The organism is Clostridioides sp. ES-S-0190-01, assembly GCF_020658275.1.
GTDB lineage: Bacteria > Bacillota > Clostridia > Peptostreptococcales > Peptostreptococcaceae > Clostridioides.
This window is the reverse complement of the sequence record NZ_JACVWA010000027.1, coordinates 244,557-264,649: the sequence shown is the minus strand read 5'-3', so window position 1 is coordinate 264,649 and position 20,093 is coordinate 244,557. Positions and strand designations below refer to the sequence as shown.

Below are 20,093 nucleotides of genomic sequence, written 5' to 3'. Positions count from 1 at the left end.
TTTATATCTTCTATAATCCTGTTTAAAAATTAAATATAGCTTTTTATATATTTTTATTCACTATATCTTACTCTATCAATAAGAGATTCTTTGTTAAAGCTTCTTCCTATTAAATAAGTTGTTATAAATTGAGCTATAAGGATAAATACAACCATAAATAAAATTGGTACTATTGGTAATGCATATGTTGCATAAGATAATCCAGTTTTTCTTAAAAATACAACTGCAATGTATCCTAATATACCTCCAAAGACAATACTTCCTATCATCATTCTAGAAGTATAATATATAGCTTCTGAATTAAGCATTTTTACTAATTGTCTATTAGTAAGTCCAATTGCTTGAAGCATACCAAGTTCTTTTTTTCTAGTAACTATACTAGTTATCATTGTATTTACAAGATTCATAAATCCAATAACACCTATTATACCAGTTAAAGTATAGCCCATTATTTTTATAAATGAAATCATCATCTTATTTGATTCTATTCTACTATCTAAAAAATCCGCTTCTAAATATCCATTAGATTTAGCAATTTTCTTTATAGCATCTTTAACTTCTTGATATTTTCCTTCTTCAGTATATATTCCAATGGTACTTGTTGTATCATATTTCAAAGCTCTGTCTATAAAATCTTTTCCTATACCAAAACTTGGAGTTCCCATAGCTATTGCTTGAACTTTAAATTCTTTTTTTATCTCTTTATCTCCATCATATAGAGTTAATTTTATTTTATCTCCAGCCTTTACACCCATTTCTTTTGCTGTATCAAGGTGAGTAATGACTATTTCGTTTCCTGTTTGTAACCCTTCAAAATTTATTTTTCCATCTATTAGGTTTTTATTTAAATCCTTCACATCATTTTCATTTATGCTCTGTAAAAGGTCATGTTTAAACTCAACATTATAATCCTCCATCCCAATTTTTACAGAATTTCCTAATTCAGTTTTTTTGACTCCTTCTATACTCTTTACTTGGTTTAAAAAGTCTTTACCTAATGGATTATTCATTTGTAGAATATTCAAATTACTTTCAGGATTCTTGTCGCTATCCATTTCATATCCAGTAAATCTAACTTCTATATCATAAGGAAAATGCTCTCTAGCCATCTTCTCAGCATTAAAACTTTCTAAAGCAGTAGATACTGTTATAAATATAGTTCCACTTAACATAAGAGATGTCAGTGTCATATAAGTGCGCTTTTTATTTCTTTCTAAATTTGCTTTTGATAAATTCTTTAAATTTATATTTTTATGTCCTTTTCTATCATTTTTACCACTTATTTCATTTCCAGTATATCTTACTGCATCAACTATAGATACCTTTGAAGCTACTTTCATTGGTTTCAAAAGTGATAAAACAACAGATATAAAACTTATTACCACAACCAATAATAGCACTGGTAATTGTGATGATTTTACATCTACATCCATAAATGATTTTATTATAATATTTGCAAGTGCATAACCTAAAATTGTTCCTACTGGTATTGCTATTCCTGCTAATATAAAGCCTTCCTTAAACACTATTGCTTTTACTTGTTTTTTAGTTGCACCAATTGCTCTAAGTTTTCCAAATTCTTGTACTTTAGTAACTATTGAGATGTAGAATATATTGTATATTACCAATATACTAGACAATACAATTACTAAGCCTATAAGAACTCCTCCTATCATTGTTTCACTATCTGGTTTTAAAGCATTTATATAATTTTCATTTACAAGTATATTATTAGTATCTAATCCTATATCATTTGCAATCTTATTTAATTTTTCTTTTGCCTGTTCTATAGATAAATCACTCTTATCTTTTAATTTAACATATATATTGAAATCTTCTTGTGACATATCTCTAGTATTTTTCATATATGTTTCTGATATAATAGCAGAATAATTCTTTCCTGCTTCATATATTTCACTAGTTTCTAAGATTCCAGTTATTATAAATTCTTTTTCTATTCTTTTGTCGCTTTTATAATCATCATAAGGTACTTTTATTTTTTCACCTAATTTTTGACCATGACCTAATGCTTTTAAAGCTCCACTATCTAGTACTATTTCATTTTTTTTTGTTGGTAATTTTCCTTTTATAAATTCAAAATTATTTAATTTTAAACCCTCTTCATTCATATATGATAATGAAATGGTTGTATCATCTTCTAGCTTCTCAACACCCACTCCATTCATTTTTCCAGCTAGTTCAATATCTGCATGATTACTTAATATTTCAGCTTGTTTTTCATTTACATTTGCTAATACTCCTTGATAATTGCCTGAATACTTTATTGTATTTTCCTTTTGATATTCTCTTGTATCGACAATATAAATACCTATAGATGAAAGCATCAATGTTGAAAGTATTATAGTTATTATTATTAATATACTTTTTGATTTATTTTGTTTTACATTACTTTTTGCTATTTTAGTAGTATTAATCATTTTTGTCACCAACCTTTGACACCTTACCATCCTCTATAAATATAACTCTATCAGCCATTTGAGCTATACTATCATCATGAGTTATCATAACCAAAGTTTGACTATATTTCTTAGACATAGACTTTAGTATACTCATAACTTCATCTGATGTTTTGGAATCCAAGTTTCCAGTTGGCTCATCAGCAAGTATTATGGCTGGTCTTGTTGCCAAAGCTCTTGCTATTGCTACTCTTTGTTGTTGACCTCCTGATAATGTATTTGGTAAAACATCGTGTTTATTTTCAAGCCCCAAAGATTTTAAAAGGTCTTTTATAAATTGTTCATCCACAGTTCTACCATCTAGACCGATTGGTAATACTACATTTTCCCATACATTAAGAGATGGAATTAGATTGTAGCTTTGAAATATAAAGCCTATTTTTCTTCTTCTAAATACGGCAAGTTCTTCTTCTTTCAATGTAAATATGTTTTTATTATCAATGTATACCTTGCCAGATGTAGGTATATCGAGACCACCTATCATATGTAACAATGTACTTTTTCCAGAACCAGATTTACCTATTATAGCTACAAATTCACCTTCATTTATTTCTAAATTTACATCATCTAAAGCTTTTACTAAACTTTCTCCTTCTCCATAATGTTTTGATAAACTTTCAGTATATAGTATTTTCATAAAATTATCCCCTCACTCTAAGTTATGTTGCTCCTTAATCATCTACTTCTAATTTGTGGAGCTGTTTATACTTATATAATATATGTAGAGGATTACATTCTCCTTTCAGTAAACATTACATAGTTGTAAGAAACAAAGAAAACTTACTTCCTTTTCCTAGATTAGAAGATACCATGATATTACCACCTTGTTCTTCCAAAATTTTTCTACTTAAATACAATCCTACACCACTACCTTCTATAGATTCAATTTCTTCATCTGTTCCTCTATAAAAACGTTTAAATATGTTATTAAATTCATTTTTTGCAATTCCTCTACCATTATCCTCTATTATGATTTTAAAATAGTTTACAGTCTCTTCTATGGATATATTTACTTCTCCATTTCTTTCTGTATACTTAACAGCATTGTCTAATACATTAAAAATACTTTCCTCAGTCCATTTTTTATCGTGAGGTATAATTCTACTATTAAATTCATTTATTTTTAATGTTATATTTTTAATTCTCGCTTTAGGAGTTATACTTTCTATAGCATTTAAAATAGTACTTTTTATGTCATTATCTTCTTTTTTTATGCTTATCATACTAATCTCTAGTCTTGATATGTTAACTAAAGAATTTATTAAATTTTCCAATTTATTTATAGAATTTTTATTAGTTAATAAAAACTCATGTGCTTCATCTTCGTCTAAGTCTTCTTCTATAAGTAATGTATTATATAATTTTAATGATGCTAAGGGAGTTTTTAATTGATGAGAAATGTCTGTTACTAATGATTTTACACTTTCCTTTTCTTTTTCTAATTTAATAAATTTTATCTTTAAACTTCTATTTAACTCATACAGGCAATTGTTAATCTTACTAAATGTACCCTCTTTAAAATACTCATTATATTCTACCAAATAGCCAGAATTATCTAACTTGCTACCTTCTTTTAAATAATTTTCTTGTGCCATTTGCTCCACTATAAAATAAATCTTGCTTAATCTTTTGTTTATGTATCTTATAAAATAATATATTATTCCTGTAACGGCTATAAACATTATTAAAAAAACAAAAATTGATTCTTTAAAAAAAGATTTTAAATATATGCCAAAGTTTGTATCATTTGACATTTTATTTTCTAGCCCATATCCAAATTTTTCAAGTGCTTTTTCTCCAACCTCTGCATTACTATAGTCAAAATTATAAATAGACTTTACTATATCTACCTCATCATCTGGATATTTTTCAATCAACATACCTGCCATACTTTGAGTATTTTTTATTTGATGTTCATATAAAACATATAGTCTATTATATTCAAAAAATATAAATGCAAGTGTTACCACAAGCATGGATAAAATAGAATATATAACAGCCTTTTTCATTATATAGTCCTCTTTAATACTAAAATTTTCTTTGGTATTTATATCTTTTAACATTTTTTTATACTCCTTTCACCCCATATATATCCAACTCCTCTTACTGTTTTTATATACTTAGGTTCAGAAGGATTCTTTTCTACTTTTTGTCTAAGTCTTCTTATATTTACTGCAACTGTATTATCATCTACAAAATTACCACTACTATCCCATAAAGATTCTAATAGTTGTTCTTTGGTCAAAGCTTGCATTGAATTTTCCATCAAATATCTTAATAGTTTAGTCTCTGTTTTACTTAAAATTATTTCTTCTTCCTTGTCATCATTTTTTATAATCAGTTTATTTTCTATATAATAAAAAAACAAATCATCACAAACCAGTAAAGTGTAATTTTTTACTGTGTTTACCCTTTTCATAAATGCATTTACTTTTGAGATTAATACCATCAAACTAAATGGCTTTGTAATATAATCATCTGCACCTAAATCATAACCTGTAACAATATCCACTTCTTCATCAAGTGCTGTAAGCATTATTATATAAACATCACTTTTCTTTCTAATCTCCTCACAAAAATCAAACCCACTTCCATCTGGTAAACCTATATCAGAAATAATTAAATTTATATCCTCTTTAAAAAAAATACCTCTTGCCTCTTCTATACTAAATGTATTAAAAACATTGTATCCCTCTTTTTTTAATTTAAAGCTAATCCCTCTATTTAAAGATTTATCATCTTCTAAAAGTAATATATTATTCATGTTTTTCTCCTCCATTATTATGTATACTAGCTAAATTATATCATACTAACTAAGCCATTTTATTTGACAATTTATAAATATTTTTTAATCATCAAGAAGATTTTACACACTTAGATAATAAAATAAACATACCAATGATAAGTTAATAATATATTTGTTTTTAATCAAGGGTACAATTATTGATTCGATATTACTATACATAAATAAAAAAACAAAGGTAATCCAGTATTTAAACATCCAATTACCTTTGCTTAGGTTTGTATTTTATATAATAATCAATACCTATTTATCAATAAATAATTATTAATTCTATTTTATTATTGATTTTATTACTAATTTCATTTTACTTTTTTATTTTTTAAATTTATCTGATTATTATTTAATAAGTAAATTAAAACACTTGAAGCTACAAATATAAACATACTATCTTTGATACCTAAATCGCCTGTTTTAGGAGATTTTTCTTTAATTTCTGCTTTAGATGCTTTTATATTAGAACTTTCTCTAGCTTTCATTTTATCTAAATTTTTACGTTTATTCTCATTTGAGTTTTTAGTATCCTCATTATTTGCACTGTCTTCACTATCATTTAAATTATCTTCATCACCATTTAATACTAAGTTACTCTCATTACTTTTAATTATCAATTCTTCCTTAGTTTTAATGCTAATTCTTCCATCTACACTCTTGCAGATTTCTTTTTTATACTCTATATACTCAATTACTGCGCTTTCTAAACTTCCAAAATCTTCTAACATTGGTTCTTTTGATAAGCAAGGAAATTCATCTCCACCTAGTGCTATATAATCATTGGTTGCAACTGTATACTCTTTATTCATGTCAAGTGATTTTCCATCTTTCATAATACCAGTTATTTTTTCTCCTTCTTTCTGCTTTGGGTCAAAATAGTATGAGATTCCACCCACTTGTAAAAAGGCTGAATTTTTTTCTGGATACAGTTTTACTCCATGTTCTAAAACACTTTTAATTTGTTCTCCTGTAAGTTTTTTAGTAACTATAGTATTGCTAAAAGGGAATACATCTGCAATACTTCCTATTGTTATATCCCCTTTTTCAATTGTATCTCTTATATTCCCCCCATTAAATAGCGAAATATCTGCTTTAGTTTTATCTAATAAGATATCACCTATTAAATTTCCTAGATTCGTTTCTTTTGTCCTTACATTTTCATATGAGCCATCTAGAGTATTTTTTGTTACTCCTATCACTTTATCTAAAACTTGTTCCTGCTGTTTCTTTATTTCACCAATCTTTTCACTTATGTTAGAATCAAGCTTATACTCTAATGCTTCTTCTTTTTCAATTAATCTTGCTGATTTATTTTCTATTTTTATATGTTCTGTATCATTAGTATCCAATGTTAACTTTACTTCACCAATATGTTCTAGATATTGCCCTGTGCTTACAAGCAGTGTATCACCAACCTGTTTACCATTTTCAAACTTAGTATGGCTATGACCATCAATAATTAAATCAATACCATTAACTTTATTTGCTATATCTATACTATTTGGCTTACTTAAACTATTAGTTCCAATATGTGATATTGCAACTATTACATCAGCACCTTTTCTTTTTAATTCATTTACTTGCTCTTTTGCACTTTCTATAGGATTTCTAAACTCTAATCCTTCTACATTTTTAGAGCCTGTCTTACTTTTTGTTTCTTGGGTTGTAAGCCCAAAAAATCCTATTTTTATACCATCTATTTCTTTTATATCATTACTGTCAAATATGTTCTTATCATCTTCAAATATATTTGATGCTAAAAATTTTAAAGTTTTATCTCCTGAATTAGCAATTTTAGATAGCTCTAATAATCTATCCTTTCCATAATTGAAGTCATGATTTCCTGGAGTAATATAGTCATATCCAACACTTTTAATTAATTTAATTGCATCTTCACCTTTATTCATATTTACTATTGGTAACCCATGTAAGCAATCTCCTGCATCTACTAAAATTGAATTTGGAGTTTCCTTTTTTAATGTAGCTAGATTACCTATTTGTATATATTCATCACCTTCAGCATATCTTCCATGTATGTCATTAGTGTGAAAAATGGTTATTTCTTTAGATGAGTTTTCTATTTTGTGCTTAAAGTTATTTAATTGTTCTACACTTTTATAACTTTCTTCAAAACTCTCTAGTCCATAAGAAATAAAACTCTGGCCTGTTGTAATTAGAATTATAATTACTAAAATTAAATATCTTCTAATTTTCAATATAAGTTATCCTCCTAAAATTAGTTTCAGCTTTAAAATAAGACTCTTATTTTAAGATAAAGCTTTTTAGATAAATATTAGAATATATGAAGTTAATCATTTCGATTTTAATATTTATCTATCAATTTAATTTTGTCCATATCCAACAAGTTTTAATCTAGTTACATTTTTTCACACTTATATTTTCATTTATTTTATATGTATTTTTTAGAACCTTTTTAGCTGGTCTCTTTTAAAAGTCCATTGAGGAACTGTTAAATCCCCCTCAAAATTCAAGTTATACCAAGGACTTAAATTTGGTTGTTTACGATTAATAAGAAGCTGAGTTTGTTGAGCAGGCATATAACTTTGAGCTATCATAAAGACCTTTTCTCCGGTTTTTTCATTTTCTGCCATATCCATAATTATACTTGCATGTCCTGGACTGCCTCCAACTATAAAAACATCCCCTATTTTCATATCATCAAGTTGCACAGGTTTTAATTCTTTTTCAAGTGATAAAGTGCCTGAATAAGCAAATACTATATCCATAAATTTTCTAAAACTATCATATGATGTTGAATATTCACTTGCTTTATACCAACTTGAACCACTATCTTTTACTGAAATCCTATATCCTTCTGCCCATTTTGAATACTTAGCCTTAAAACCATCCACAAAGTCAAAGCTTATTTCATCATATCTCTTATTCTGATACAGGTATTCTGCTCTCATAAGCATAATTGCATCTGCACATTGATGCAAATCTCTATCACCAATATTGACATCGAATACACTATCATAGATACCTTTTGATTCCTTAGTTCTACCATCGTAATACTTAACTTTCTCACCATAATTTTTCAACTTAGTATTCCTCAAAAAACTTTCAAAGCTACCTTTTTCTACATCAACCCTTTTAAATCCTTTTGGTGGCTCATACCTATCTTTTAATATATTTTCATCTTTATGTACTACGATAGATTGCTCTTCTTTTTTAGAATTTTGAATATGGTTAGAACCTTCAACTGTTTTTTTACTTTCCCCATTACTGCATCCAACTAAAGTCAATATCATCAATGATAAAATAGTAATTTTCTTTGACGGTTTCATTAGATTTACCTCCTATAAATTTTTCAAAAATAAATGCAAAGTTATACTTATAGAGTTCTTGTATACTATTATACAAAATTTCTATTTACTAATATTTCTTGACTCAAATGCACATTTATTGTTGTATTTAATGTTAAAATAATTATAATAGGATATCATAATAAAAACAAACAACAGATTTGTGTTAATTTTAGAAAGGGGAAAAAATGATAGATTTAACTTTACTTGGATGTGGTGGAAATGTACCCATGCCACATAGATTTTTGTCTTCTGTATTCATGAATTATAAAGGCAGAAAAATACTAATTGATTGTGGTGAAGGCACTCAAGTATCTATGAAGTTGAAAAAATGTGGCTTTAAAGATATAGACTTGATTTGTATAACACATTTACATGGTGACCATATATTTGGACTTTTAGGGCTTCTATCAACGATTGGAAATAGCGGTCGTACAAGTGATTTAACTATAGTTGGTCCTATTGGAATAATTGATTGTATTCGTTCTATGAGAAATTTAGTAGAATACATACCCTATACTTTAAAAATTATAGAAAATCCTCAAGGTAGTTTTTCTTTAGATAATGAGTATTTGAAAAACATAGAGATTTCAACAATCCATTTAGAACACTCTATAGAGTGTATAGGATACAGTTTTAATTTTAAACGAAATCCTAAATTTGATATAAATAAAGCAACTCAAAATAAAGTTCCTAAAACAATATGGAAAAATCTTCAGGATGGTCAAAGTGTAGTTTTAAATTCAAAAAAATACACTCCAGACATGGTTTTAGGAGAACCAAGAAAAGGAGTTAAAGTAAGTCTTACAACAGATACAAGACCTATAGACTCAATACCTAACTTTATAAAAGATAGCGATTTATTTATATGTGAAGCTATGTATGGTGATGATTTAGATATTTCAAAAGCTGTCAAAAATAAGCATATGACTTTTAGAGAAGCTGCAAACCTTGCAAAACTAGGAAATGTTAAGCAACTTTTATTGACACACTTTAGCCCATCATTAGATATGCCTAACATGTACTTAGAAAATGCTACTAATGTTTTTGAAAATACGATTATTGGTGAAGATAGACTTAGCTTACACTTAAATTTTGATGAATAATTAATTTTACAGCTTTAGTAAAAATTATACTTAATAAAAATTTAGGAATGAACTTACCTTAGATAAAATTATTTTAGGGTAAACTCATTCCTTTAATATTTATTACTGTTATTTAATTTATTAATAGTTACTTAATTATTAATAGTTATTTAGATAAAATTATTTAGATACATTTCCAGCTACATTTAATACATCCCAGGTTCTTGCAAATGGTGGAGCATAACATAAATCTAACATCCCAAGTTGACTTGTGGTCATTTTTCCAAAGATAGCAGCTGCCAACACATTAGTTCTTTGAACAGCATCTTTAAAACCAGCTACTTGTCCACCTAAAATAACTTTTGTCTCTGCATCGTAAATAAGTTTTACATATATTTTATTTCTTCCAGGATAATAGTGAGTTTGATTATAATCAGAAATAAATTTGGATTTGAAGTTTAATCCCAAATCACTAGCTTGTTTCTCTGTAATTCCAGTTGAGGCAGCCTCCATATCCATAACCTTTATACAACTTGAGGATAGAGAACCTTGATAAGAGACTTCTTTACCTGCTAAGTTTTCTCCTACTATCCTACCTAATTTATTTGCTCCAGTTGCTAAAGGTATATATGCATTTTCATTACTCACTATATTCTTTATAGTTGCACAATCACCAGCAGAATATATATCTTCAACAGAAGTCCTACCATATTCATCAACTACTATAGCTCCATTTTTTAATGTTTTTATATTTGTATTTTGTAAAAATTCCGTGTTAGGTTTTACACCAGTAGCAATTATCACAACATCTGTATCTATTGTACCTTTATTTGTTATTACTTTTTCCACTTTATCTTTTCCAGACAATTCTACAACTATCTCATCCAAATGCAATTTTACATCGTGATTTCTTATTTCATCCTCTAAGACATCTGTAATTTCCTTATCAAATACTTGTGGTAATATTCTCTCTTCCAATTGAACTACATGTGCATCTTTACCTAATTTTTTGCATGCTTCAACTGCTTCTAATCCTATAAATCCAGCACCTATTATTGTTACTTTTTTTATTTCTTTTCCACTTAATAATTTTTTTAGATATTCTCCATCATATAGGCTTTTTAGTGTAGAAACATTTTTTAAATCTATATTTTTTATAGGAGGCAGAATGCTTCTTGCCCCAGTTGCTATCATCAATTTATCATAGTAATCTTCGTATATCTCATCTGTTTTTACATTTTTTATTTTTATTTTCTTAGACTTAGTATCAACTGCAACAACCTCTCTAAATATATTTAAATCAATGCCCGATTCTCTAAGTTTTTCAGGTGTTCTTGCCAATAAATCATTAGCATCATCAAAAAAACCACCTACAAAATATGGCAACCCACAAGCTCCAAAAGACACTATTTCAGTTTTTTCATAAACTACAACCTCGTATTCAGGTTTAATTCTTTTTAATTTCGCTGCAGCACTCATACCAGCTGCAACACCACCAATTATTATTACTCTCATTTTATCTCTCCTTAGACGTCTAATTAATTTCTCTACTTAGTTTAAACTTTTCATTTAATATCTATTCTATGTATATATTTTCATGATAACTTTAGTTATTTTTTTAACATCTTTTTATTTGAAATCAAATTTTATAAAAGTTGTTCTTACATCCATTAATCTAATTCAAAGTCTTTAAACATATATTATACCCCCTTTTCATCTATTTAATCATATTTTGATAAATTAAATTATTTTATTCTATCTCGGTAAATTGTGATATAATATTGACATTTTTTTAATATATTGATATCATTTAAGCTTAGAAAAATTTATTTTTAGACAAAGGAGAAAAAATATTGGAAAACTCATTCTTATCACAATTTCTTATGATTACAGATTTTAAAACGATTTTTTTCATATTATTACTTATAGGTATATTTTTTATTGTTAGACAATTTGAAAAGAAAAAAATCAAATTTTCATTGAGAACAATATATGCTACAATAATTGGTCTTATATTGGGAATTATTATTCAAGCTTTTGCTGGTTTTCCTACTGATACAACTCAAATTACTTGGTTACAAGAAGTAAGCAAATGGTATAGTTTATTTGGTTCTGGATTTATGGACTTATTAAAAATGTTAGTAATACCTTTAGTTTTCTTATCAATTATAAAAGTAATTATTAACATGAAAGATAATAACCTTGGAACTTTGACATTTAAATCTTTAGGAATGCTCCTTATTACTACGACTATAGCAGCAATTGTTGGAATTGTTGTTGCAAACACGATGAGATTAGGAGTAGGAGCTGATTTATCCAGTTTAGGTGGAAATCAAGAGCTTAAGGAAATAAACTCTCTTGTAGATACTTTAAGAGGATTATTACCATCAAATCCTGTAATGGCTATGGCAAATGGAAATATTGTAGCTACAATAATATTTGCTACATTTATAGGTACCTCAGTAAAGAGACTAAGTAAAAAACATTTTGAAACTATAAATCCATTTATAGATTTTATAGAAGCATCTTACAAGATAATTGTTAGTGTATCTATGACTGTTATCAAATTTATGCCTTATGCTGTAGTTGCACTACTTGCTAATACAATAACTTCACAAGGTATTAGTTCAATAATTTCTGTTTTATATTTTATATTAGCTCTTTATATATCAGTTGCAATATTATTTGTTATACATTTAATTTTTATAACTTTAAATGGTCTAAATCCTATTACTTATATAAAAAATTCAACTGAAGCTCTACTTCTAGCATTTACTTCACGTTCTAGTTTGGGAACATTACCTGTTACGATAGAAAGTTTAGTACAAAATCACGGAGTTGATGAGGGTGTATCAAGCTTTACAGCAAGTTTAGGTGCAAACATGGGTATGAATGGTTGTGCTGGCATATATCCTGCTTTAATGGCTGTTACTCTTGCTAATATGGCTGGAGTAAATATGGATATCAGTTTTTATGTTATGCTGTTAATTGTTATAACAATTAGTTCACTTGGAATAGCAGGTCTTCCAGGAACTGCTACAATAGCTGTTTCAGTTGTTATTTCTGGAGTAGGTCTTGGCTCTTATTTCCCACTAGTTGGTGGAATACTTGCAATAGACCCTATACTAGATATGGGACGTACAATGATAAATGTCAATGGTGCTATGGTATCTTCAATTACTGTAGGTAAGTCACTTGGAAAAGTTGATAAAGAAGTATTCAATAAGAAAAACATTTCTTAAAAAATATTATAAAAATAAATGGCTAACATAGTACAAAGTTAGCCATTTATTTTTTATTTTATTTACAAAATGGAAAAAATTCTTTTGTAAGGTTTTGAGGATATACAGATATAAAAACAAAGTCATAATCTTGAGACTTTGCATATTCTAATATATCTCCATCATAGTATCTAGGGTCTATCATATCCATAGTTGAACAAACAGAAGAAAAGAATGCTGCTGTTGGTACAATTAATGAGTCCTTAACAAATAACACTTTTAATCCTTCTGGATTTTCTATATTTTTAATTTTAACTAGTGGACGATTCCCCAATAAGTATGTAAAATATTTATCTGATTGTCCATCCATTAAATTAAGGTCAGCATTAAAAGGGTATGATAATATCAAACTCTCTTCAAACCTTCCTTTTAATTCAAATTTTTGAGATTTAGAATCTGTATAGTATGTATAATTCGTCTTAAATTTAGGATAAATTAGTGTAAAATCATCTATTCCACCATATAAAATTCCCGTCTTCCTTCCCATAGAACCAAGAAATGACCTAGGATATACAATCGAATTATAGTTTTCTTTATCTCTATAATAATAATTTTCATCTAATTTCATGTTATATTTTTTATTAAGCTGTTCAATCAATTCTCCAAATGCCCAAAAAGAAGTCTCTACTTTCCAATGGTGGTCTGTTTTAAAGAATAACTCATCTTTTGAAATACCACTTTTTAAAATATTTTTTCTAAAATCTATATAGTCAACATTATCATTTTTTAGTTCATTTAAAAAATTATCTGCTGTCTCATTACTATAGGAATAAGGTATGCCTTTAGGAAACTGTGTTACTCCTTTTATATATTTATCTGGAGTCATTAAATAAACTAATTTAGTATTTTGTTTATCCATTTCCTTAGAGAACTTACTTACTCTGTCTGACAATACATCAACTTGATTTGGAGATTTAGCAAAATATGTGTAATGCATTTTGCCAGAAGTATCTTTCACAACACTAAACTTTGAAAATTCATTTTTACCCATTAGTTTTTGCAAATATCCATAAGTTTCAATAAAAGTATTTTTATATATCACTTTGTCATTTACTGTATTATCAATAGACGATATAGTATCCTTTAAACTATTCTTATCATTAATTGATTTTTTTATTTCTTGTATCATATCTTTTCCAGAATAACAGATATTAGAGATAGAGAAGGTGAATAAAACAACTAAGAATATAATTGTAGTTATTAGCCTTACTTTAAAAAATCTATTCATACTTTTCCTCCTCAGCTAAAAATTAAAGTAAATAAATGGATTATAACTTCCAGTTACTAAATATGTCACAGAAATAAAGAACAATAAAATAGAACAAATTGGATAAAATAAATTAAATAATGTACTGTATTTAGCTTGTTCAACAACAAATTTATTAACTTTTTTTGCAATAGGTACACTAAAAATAAATGCAAATATAAAGAAAATCAAATATTCTTTCAAGAACATATATGTATAGTCACTCCACATAACTCCACTTGCACCAAACATAGCTTTAAAATAGTTATATGCTTCATTTAAATTTGGAGCTCTAAACAGTACCCATCCAAAGTTTACTACTAGTAAAGTATAAATATGTTTTATGAGATTATGATTTTCAATCTTTTCAAACATTATAAATCTCTCTATAATTAAAAAAACAAAATTCAAAATCCCCCAAATCACAAATGTCCATTCTGCACCATGCCATATTCCAGTAAATAACCATACTATAAACATATTTCTAATCATAATGTCTTTATTTAAAACTCTAGAACCACCAAGTGGAAAGTATATATAACTCTTAAACCACATTCCTAAAGAAATATGCCATCTTCTCCAAAACTCAGAAATTGATTTTGAAATATATGGATAATTAAAGTTTTCTTCAAATTTAAAACCAAACATAAGACCTAAACCTATGGCCATATCTGAATACGCAGAAAAGTCAAAAAATATTTGTAAAGTATAAGCTATTGAACCAAGCCAAGCCAACGATGTAGCTATTGAACCTTGACTATTCATAGTGTAAATATAATCTGCTACTATTGCCATATTATTAGAAATTAATATTTTTTTACCTAAACCAGTTATAAACCTACATGTTCCAATAGAAAATTTATTCCATGTTTCTTTTCTGTTATGAATTTGTTCTGCAACACTTTCATATCTAACTATAGGCCCTGCTATTAATTGTGGGAAAAAAGCTATATATAATCCTACATAAAAAGGATTCTTTTGAACTTCTCCATGTCCACGATAAACATCTATAACATAAGACATTCCTTGAAAGGTAAAAAATGAAATACCTATAGGTAAAACAATGCTTGGAATCGCAAGTTCTGTGTTAATAAGCGAACTAATATTTCTTAGTGCAAAAGCTAGATATTTAAATATAAATAGAACACCTATATTATATATACACATCAAAATCAAAATAATCTTTACTTTTACTTTACTTTTTCTATATCTGTCTACTATCAAACCAAATATATAATTCATTATTATAGAAGCTATCATAATAACAACAAATTTCGGCTCTCCCCAGGCATAAAAAAATAAACTAACAATAAGTAATATCATATTTTGGATTGTCCGATTAAATCTAAATAAATAATATAATACCAAAGTTATTGGCAAAAAATAAAATAAAAAAATCAAACTTGAAAATAACATGCTATACCTCCTCTCTTTACTCAGTTTTTAAGTGTTTTTTCCAATATAAGTATATCCCTAAGCATATTGCTAATAAGGATATAAATAAAATGCGAATAAAATTTACACTATTATTCATAGCATTTACTGTTTTCATATTTTGTACGGTTGGTGATTGTTTAGGTGATACTAAGGTATACGGAACACCATCTTTATCTTTTTGATTAATACTCCAAGACTGAGTCAATACTATCTTCTTTCCAACTTTAAACTTGTCATCAACATTAACTTTTAAAATAATTTCTCCAGGTTGTACTTCATTATTTAATGTTAATTTACCTTCCTGAGATATATTTACATTGTTTTGTTTTTCTACAAATGAGTACTTAATTTTTGAACTCTGTTCCAGTCCTGACACTTTATATTGACTTATACTTTGACCCAATACAGGTATTTGTACTTCTTCATCACCAATTATTTTAATATTATGCAAGGATTCAAGTTGCTCCTCTAAAAGTAAAGATACTTTTCTTATAGTAATAACATTATGTTCTTCACTAGATGGAATAAATGTGATTCCCCACCCGTTAATATCTGATAGAACATCTGAATCTAACATGACATTATTTTTATCATTTATAAAACTGCTAAAATTCACATAAATTTTTCCCTCAAACTCACCTGGTATATCTATGCATCCATCTTTTATTTTATCTGAATATATTATATTTTGATTTTCAATAAATATTTCGCTACCTTCTTTTAACTTAAAGTCAAGCGTATCCTTACTTTGTATGTTTAAATTAATTCGCTGAGGACTTTTATTCTTATTTTGAATCTCAATATAAAAATTATGGAATACATTCCAGTCATCTTTTATATTTTTATAAACATATAGATAACGTTCTTTATTATTTTTAGAACTATCTGTCTCTATTTTTATACTTGTATTTTCATGTATAATGTTAGCACTTAAATTACTTTCCACCTTTTTAAAAGATAAATCTAAATTTTTATTACTTATTCCTGAACTTGTAAAAGTACTGTTTATAAAAAAAATAAACACTAAAATAAAATATTTTAAATAACACAAAAACACTTTTAAAATTTTCATTTTATCTCTCCTAAATATATTTCATTGGCTCAAACTCATCTGTGCATTCGTCTTTCTTTTCATTAGGTTTTGAAATTATAATTGTTTTATGTTGTAATATCCACTCCATCATTTCCTCTCTTAAAAATAAATCTTGCATTATACTATCAATATTATTTACTTTGTATAAAACACCCCTCATATCAGCTTTACCTTCACATAAATCACACTCAAGTATAATATTTTCATTAAGTTCTATTTCTATTTTTTGAGGATAAATATCTTTATTTTCAAAACCTAGTAATACATACTGATAATTAAAATTTACCAGTTTTACCTTACCTATATGTTCTATATCACTTTGGAAATCTGTATTAATTCTTGGACTTCTTCTCGATAAAGTTTTAGATTTTTCAATACGTTTTTTTACATTAATTTGCAAGTCATCAAAAAAACCTAATTGATTAGATATTGTCATTGGCAAAGTCGGCACCCTATCATGAACAATACACATCCAATTATCAAATTGATTATCTTCAATGTGTGTAATGTAACATGCATACTTCCACTTTGAGTTTATTTCCACAACATTAACTATCTTTGCCTTCATACTAGCTATATATATTTCATTTCCTGATTTTTCTTTAAACTCTACCTCAAATTCTTCTGGAGAAATATACTCTGGATTTTCCAACAAAAACGCAAATCCATTTTCTGATATATCAATTGTTTTTGAAGAAAGAATGTACGAATTTTGCTTTAGTTTAAAATCAATTTCAGCAACATAACGCTCAGATTTTCTTAATTGTTGTCTTCCTGATATAAACAGCATGGCCATAATAAGATTAAAAAGATTTCCAATTAACCAAAACAGTACGACTGAGTATGTCATTGAATTCATTTTAAATATTGATATAAACATCTTTAAGATTCCTATTATAGATAGCACTATGTATATAAAATATGGTGCTCCTTGCAAAACCTTATATATTCTTTTTTCTTCTGCTTTACTCTTATTGGTTACTGAAAATTTATTCTTAGATATTGCAAATGTTTCAAGTATTACTGCTGGCATTAAAGACTGAAACATTATAGTTTCATATATATTAGTCCATCTTGTGTTTCTTATATTTTGAGAAAATATTTTAAGGGATAAACTACTTAAAATATACATAGGTAACCAAAATATCAATACTTGAAGTAATGTGCATTTTACAACAATTACATTAAAGACTGAAAATAAAATGGGAGCCATTATATAAGTAAAGCGTTTTATACTTGCATACCAATAAGTAATTGAAGAAATATAACTTATTTTCTGCCAAAATCCTAAACCTTTTCTAAACAAAATATTCAATCGTCTACCTGTCTGTATGCATCCACGTGCCCATCTTTCACGTTGTTTAATAAGGCTTTTTAAATCTATTGGAGATAATCCTGATGCATGTACTTCTGGAATAGCATAGCATCTATATCCTTTACTTTGAATTAAAATACCTGTTGCAAAATCTTCTGTGATAGAAAAAGTATAAAATCCTCCAACTTCATCTAAAGCTTCTCTTGAAATAACTGTATTACTACCACCATAAATTACAGAATTGGTTTTATTTCTAGCTAATTGAATATCTCTATAAAAATAATCTTGTTCATTTGGAATTCTACCTTCAGAGTGTAAATTAAATTGAAATAAATCTGGATTATAGAAACTTTGTGGTGTTTGCACAAAACCAATCTTTTCGTATTGTTCTTTTTCTCCATCTTTTTTAGCCTGTTCATTTTTTAAAAAGTATGGTACTGTATCAATTAAAAAATCATGCATTGGTATCATATCTGCATCAAATGTAGCAATCAAAGGAGAGTTTGTATGCTGCATTGCATTATTTAGGTTTCCAGCTTTGGCTCCTTCTCTTTCTGTTCGAGTTATATAATTGACACCCATTTTTTCTGACAGAAGACGTATTTCTTCACGATTACCATCATCACATATATATATATGTACCTTTTTCTTATCAGGATATTGCATATGAAGACATCCATTTATTGTTTTTCTTACCAAGTCAACAGACTCATTATATGTTGCAATAAATACATCCACAGGTGGATAAAGTTCTTCACTTATAATTGGCTTTTCAGGATACTCAATATTAGACATTCCATAATAATGTACAAACATTTCCATCATCCCTATTAACTCCACTGAAAGTAGTATTATCGCACAAATTAATGCAAACATCCCTTCTTCTTTAGGTATTGTATAAAAAATTCTCCACAATACATATATAATATTAGTAATAATAGTTAAGGTTATAAGTACCTTTTTTGAATTTTTCTTCATCAAATCACCTCTTTCCTACTAGTGCATTCAATATATCTTCATCCCAAGTACCTTCAACTTGATTATATATTCCAAATCCAGAGGCAAGTTCCCAGTAAGCCCATGAAAAATTTCGTTTTTCAGCCTCTTCTCTTACTGCTTTTATCCAAACTACTCTTGAAGCTTCTGGTGCCTCTTTTGTTATTCCAAACTCTCCCAATAAAACTTTTACATTATTTTTATTAGCCCATTTCTCTACTGTATCAAATCTTTTCTTTAGATACTCAAGTTGTTCATTTGTTCCTTCCCAAGTAATATTACTTAAGTTCTCAAACCCTTTATGATAGATATTTCCTTGGAATGCAAAATCATTTGGTTCATAATAGTGAAATGAAACTACTATATTAGAATTTTTAGGAATATTTAAATCCTTTAAATAATCAATTTGGTAGTAATTGTATGGACCCACTATAATTGTCCTTTTAGGATTAGTTTTTCTAATTATATTTATAGCTTCTTTAAAGTATTCATTTAGTAACTGTGGAGATAGGCTTTCTTTAGGCTCATTTAATAATTCAAAAACCAATTTTTTATCATATTTTTGATATCTATTAGCTATTTGTTGCCATATTTTTAAAAACTTCTCTTTATTAGTTTGTGGTTCTTTCATAATGTCTTCAAAGTGATGTAAATCTAACACAACTACTAACTCTTTATCCAAAGCATACTTTATATGCCCATCAATCTTTTTGAAGAATTCTTCATCAATTTTATAATCATTAGAATCTGAGGTGTAATCAGAAAATCTTACTGGTATACGAACTGTATCAAAACCTGCCATTTTTATATCATCAAAATACTTATTTGACATTTTAACATCCCAAGGAAAATTTTTTGGTGATTCTAACGCATTACCTATGTTTATTCCTCGTTGCATTGTAACTTTATCGCTATCTCCTCTTATTATAAAATAAAATCCAATAAAAGCTATACTCAAAAAGGCTGTTATACTAATACCTATTCTTTTTATGTTCCTCTCCCCCTAACTTATTTTTTGTATAATATTACTTTACTAGTTTTAG

Annotated in this window: 14 protein-coding genes; 2 read left to right on the top strand and 12 right to left on the bottom strand. The window is 27.3% G+C overall.

Annotated features, from left to right (window positions below):
- Positions 1-53 precede the first annotated feature (53 nt).
- The 6 genes from IC214_RS11235 to IC214_RS11210 all read right to left on the bottom strand — a co-directional run bounded on the left by IC214_RS11235 (position 54) and on the right by IC214_RS11210 (position 8,579).
- The gene (locus IC214_RS11235) at positions 54-2,438 is read right to left on the bottom strand and encodes an FtsX-like permease family protein (protein ID WP_227866698.1); all 2,385 of its coding nucleotides are present in this window, start codon (positions 2,436-2,438) and stop codon (positions 54-56) included.
- The gene (locus IC214_RS11230) at positions 2,431-3,114 is read right to left on the bottom strand and encodes an ABC transporter ATP-binding protein (protein ID WP_227432512.1); all 684 of its coding nucleotides are present in this window, start codon (positions 3,112-3,114) and stop codon (positions 2,431-2,433) included. The genes IC214_RS11235 and IC214_RS11230 overlap by 8 nt, the downstream gene beginning before the upstream one ends.
- A 115-nt stretch (positions 3,115-3,229) precedes the next feature.
- Positions 3,230-4,540, bottom strand: coding sequence for a sensor histidine kinase (locus IC214_RS11225; RefSeq protein WP_227482867.1), 1,311 nt, complete (start codon positions 4,538-4,540; stop codon positions 3,230-3,232).
- Positions 4,534-5,241, bottom strand: a complete 708-nt coding sequence (locus IC214_RS11220) for a response regulator transcription factor (protein ID WP_227432510.1) — start codon at positions 5,239-5,241, stop codon at positions 4,534-4,536. Before IC214_RS11220 ends, IC214_RS11225 begins: the two co-directional genes overlap by 7 nt.
- 338 nt (positions 5,242-5,579) lie before the next feature.
- Positions 5,580-7,487: a bifunctional metallophosphatase/5'-nucleotidase gene (locus tag IC214_RS11215; RefSeq protein WP_227866665.1), complete on the bottom strand. Its 1,908-nt coding sequence runs from the start codon at positions 7,485-7,487 to the stop codon at positions 5,580-5,582.
- 207 nt (positions 7,488-7,694) lie between these two features.
- Positions 7,695-8,579: a DUF4846 domain-containing protein gene (locus IC214_RS11210; RefSeq protein ID WP_227824195.1), complete on the bottom strand. Its 885-nt coding sequence runs from the start codon at positions 8,577-8,579 to the stop codon at positions 7,695-7,697.
- Positions 8,580-8,785: 206 nt separating this feature from the next.
- Here IC214_RS11210 and IC214_RS11205 point away from each other — a divergent pair, with 206 nt between their 5' ends.
- Positions 8,786-9,703 carry a ribonuclease Z gene (locus tag IC214_RS11205; RefSeq protein ID WP_227432507.1) on the top strand — a complete coding sequence of 306 codons (918 nt, stop codon included), beginning with the start codon at positions 8,786-8,788 and terminating at the stop codon, positions 9,701-9,703.
- Between the two features lie 159 nt (positions 9,704-9,862).
- Here the strand turns inward: IC214_RS11205 and IC214_RS11200 are convergent, their stop codons facing one another.
- On the bottom strand, positions 9,863-11,197 hold the full coding sequence (locus tag IC214_RS11200; RefSeq protein WP_227866664.1) for a CoA-disulfide reductase: 1,335 nt from the start codon (positions 11,195-11,197) through the stop codon (positions 9,863-9,865).
- Between the two features lie 338 nt (positions 11,198-11,535).
- Between IC214_RS11200 and IC214_RS11195 the strand changes: the two genes are divergently transcribed.
- Entirely contained in the window at positions 11,536-12,924 is a 1,389-nt protein-coding gene (locus IC214_RS11195; RefSeq protein ID WP_227866663.1) for a cation:dicarboxylate symporter family transporter, read from the top strand.
- A gap of 58 nt (positions 12,925-12,982) precedes the next feature.
- On the opposite strand, the gene IC214_RS11190 is transcribed toward IC214_RS11195, so the two are convergent.
- Genes IC214_RS11190 through IC214_RS11170 form a run of 5 tightly spaced genes read right to left on the bottom strand, consistent with a single transcriptional unit; the run spans position 12,983 to position 20,008 of the window.
- Positions 12,983-14,191: an alginate O-acetyltransferase AlgX-related protein gene (locus IC214_RS11190; RefSeq protein ID WP_227432504.1), complete on the bottom strand. Its 1,209-nt coding sequence runs from the start codon at positions 14,189-14,191 to the stop codon at positions 12,983-12,985.
- A 15-nt stretch (positions 14,192-14,206) separates the two neighbouring features.
- Entirely contained in the window at positions 14,207-15,625 is a 1,419-nt protein-coding gene (locus IC214_RS11185; RefSeq protein WP_227432503.1) for an MBOAT family O-acyltransferase, read from the bottom strand.
- A 16-nt stretch (positions 15,626-15,641) separates the two neighbouring features.
- A complete protein-coding gene (locus IC214_RS11180) occupies positions 15,642-16,718 on the bottom strand; it encodes a hypothetical protein (RefSeq protein ID WP_227830768.1) in 1,077 nt (358 codons plus the stop codon).
- Between the two features lie 10 nt (positions 16,719-16,728).
- A complete protein-coding gene (locus IC214_RS11175; RefSeq protein ID WP_227866662.1) occupies positions 16,729-19,032 on the bottom strand; it encodes a glycosyltransferase in 2,304 nt (767 codons plus the stop codon).
- A gap of 4 nt (positions 19,033-19,036) precedes the next feature.
- A complete protein-coding gene (locus IC214_RS11170; RefSeq protein ID WP_227866661.1) occupies positions 19,037-20,008 on the bottom strand; it encodes a glycoside hydrolase family 5 protein in 972 nt (323 codons plus the stop codon).
- Positions 20,009-20,093 lie beyond the last annotated feature (85 nt).

Bases quoted from the DNA above. Each gene is read 5' to 3' on its own strand.
- IC214_RS11235 (WP_227866698.1), bottom strand. From the start codon at position 2,438: ATGATTAATACTACTAAAATAGCAAAAAGTAATGTAAAACAAAATAAA.
- IC214_RS11230 (WP_227432512.1), bottom strand. From the start codon at position 3,114: ATGAAAATACTATATACTGAAAGTTTATCAAAACATTATGGAGAAGGA.
- IC214_RS11225 (WP_227482867.1), bottom strand. From the start codon at position 4,540: ATGTTAAAAGATATAAATACCAAAGAAAATTTTAGTATTAAAGAGGAC.
- IC214_RS11220 (WP_227432510.1), bottom strand. From the start codon at position 5,241: ATGAATAATATATTACTTTTAGAAGATGATAAATCTTTAAATAGAGGG.
- IC214_RS11210 (WP_227824195.1), bottom strand. From the start codon at position 8,579: ATGAAACCGTCAAAGAAAATTACTATTTTATCATTGATGATATTGACT.
- IC214_RS11205 (WP_227432507.1), top strand. From the start codon at position 8,786: ATGATAGATTTAACTTTACTTGGATGTGGTGGAAATGTACCCATGCCA.
- IC214_RS11200 (WP_227866664.1), bottom strand. From the start codon at position 11,197: ATGAGAGTAATAATAATTGGTGGTGTTGCAGCTGGTATGAGTGCTGCA.
- IC214_RS11190 (WP_227432504.1), bottom strand. From the start codon at position 14,191: ATGAATAGATTTTTTAAAGTAAGGCTAATAACTACAATTATATTCTTA.
- IC214_RS11185 (WP_227432503.1), bottom strand. From the start codon at position 15,625: ATGTTATTTTCAAGTTTGATTTTTTTATTTTATTTTTTGCCAATAACT.
- IC214_RS11180 (WP_227830768.1), bottom strand. From the start codon at position 16,718: ATGAAAATTTTAAAAGTGTTTTTGTGTTATTTAAAATATTTTATTTTA.
- IC214_RS11175 (WP_227866662.1), bottom strand. From the start codon at position 19,032: ATGAAGAAAAATTCAAAAAAGGTACTTATAACCTTAACTATTATTACT.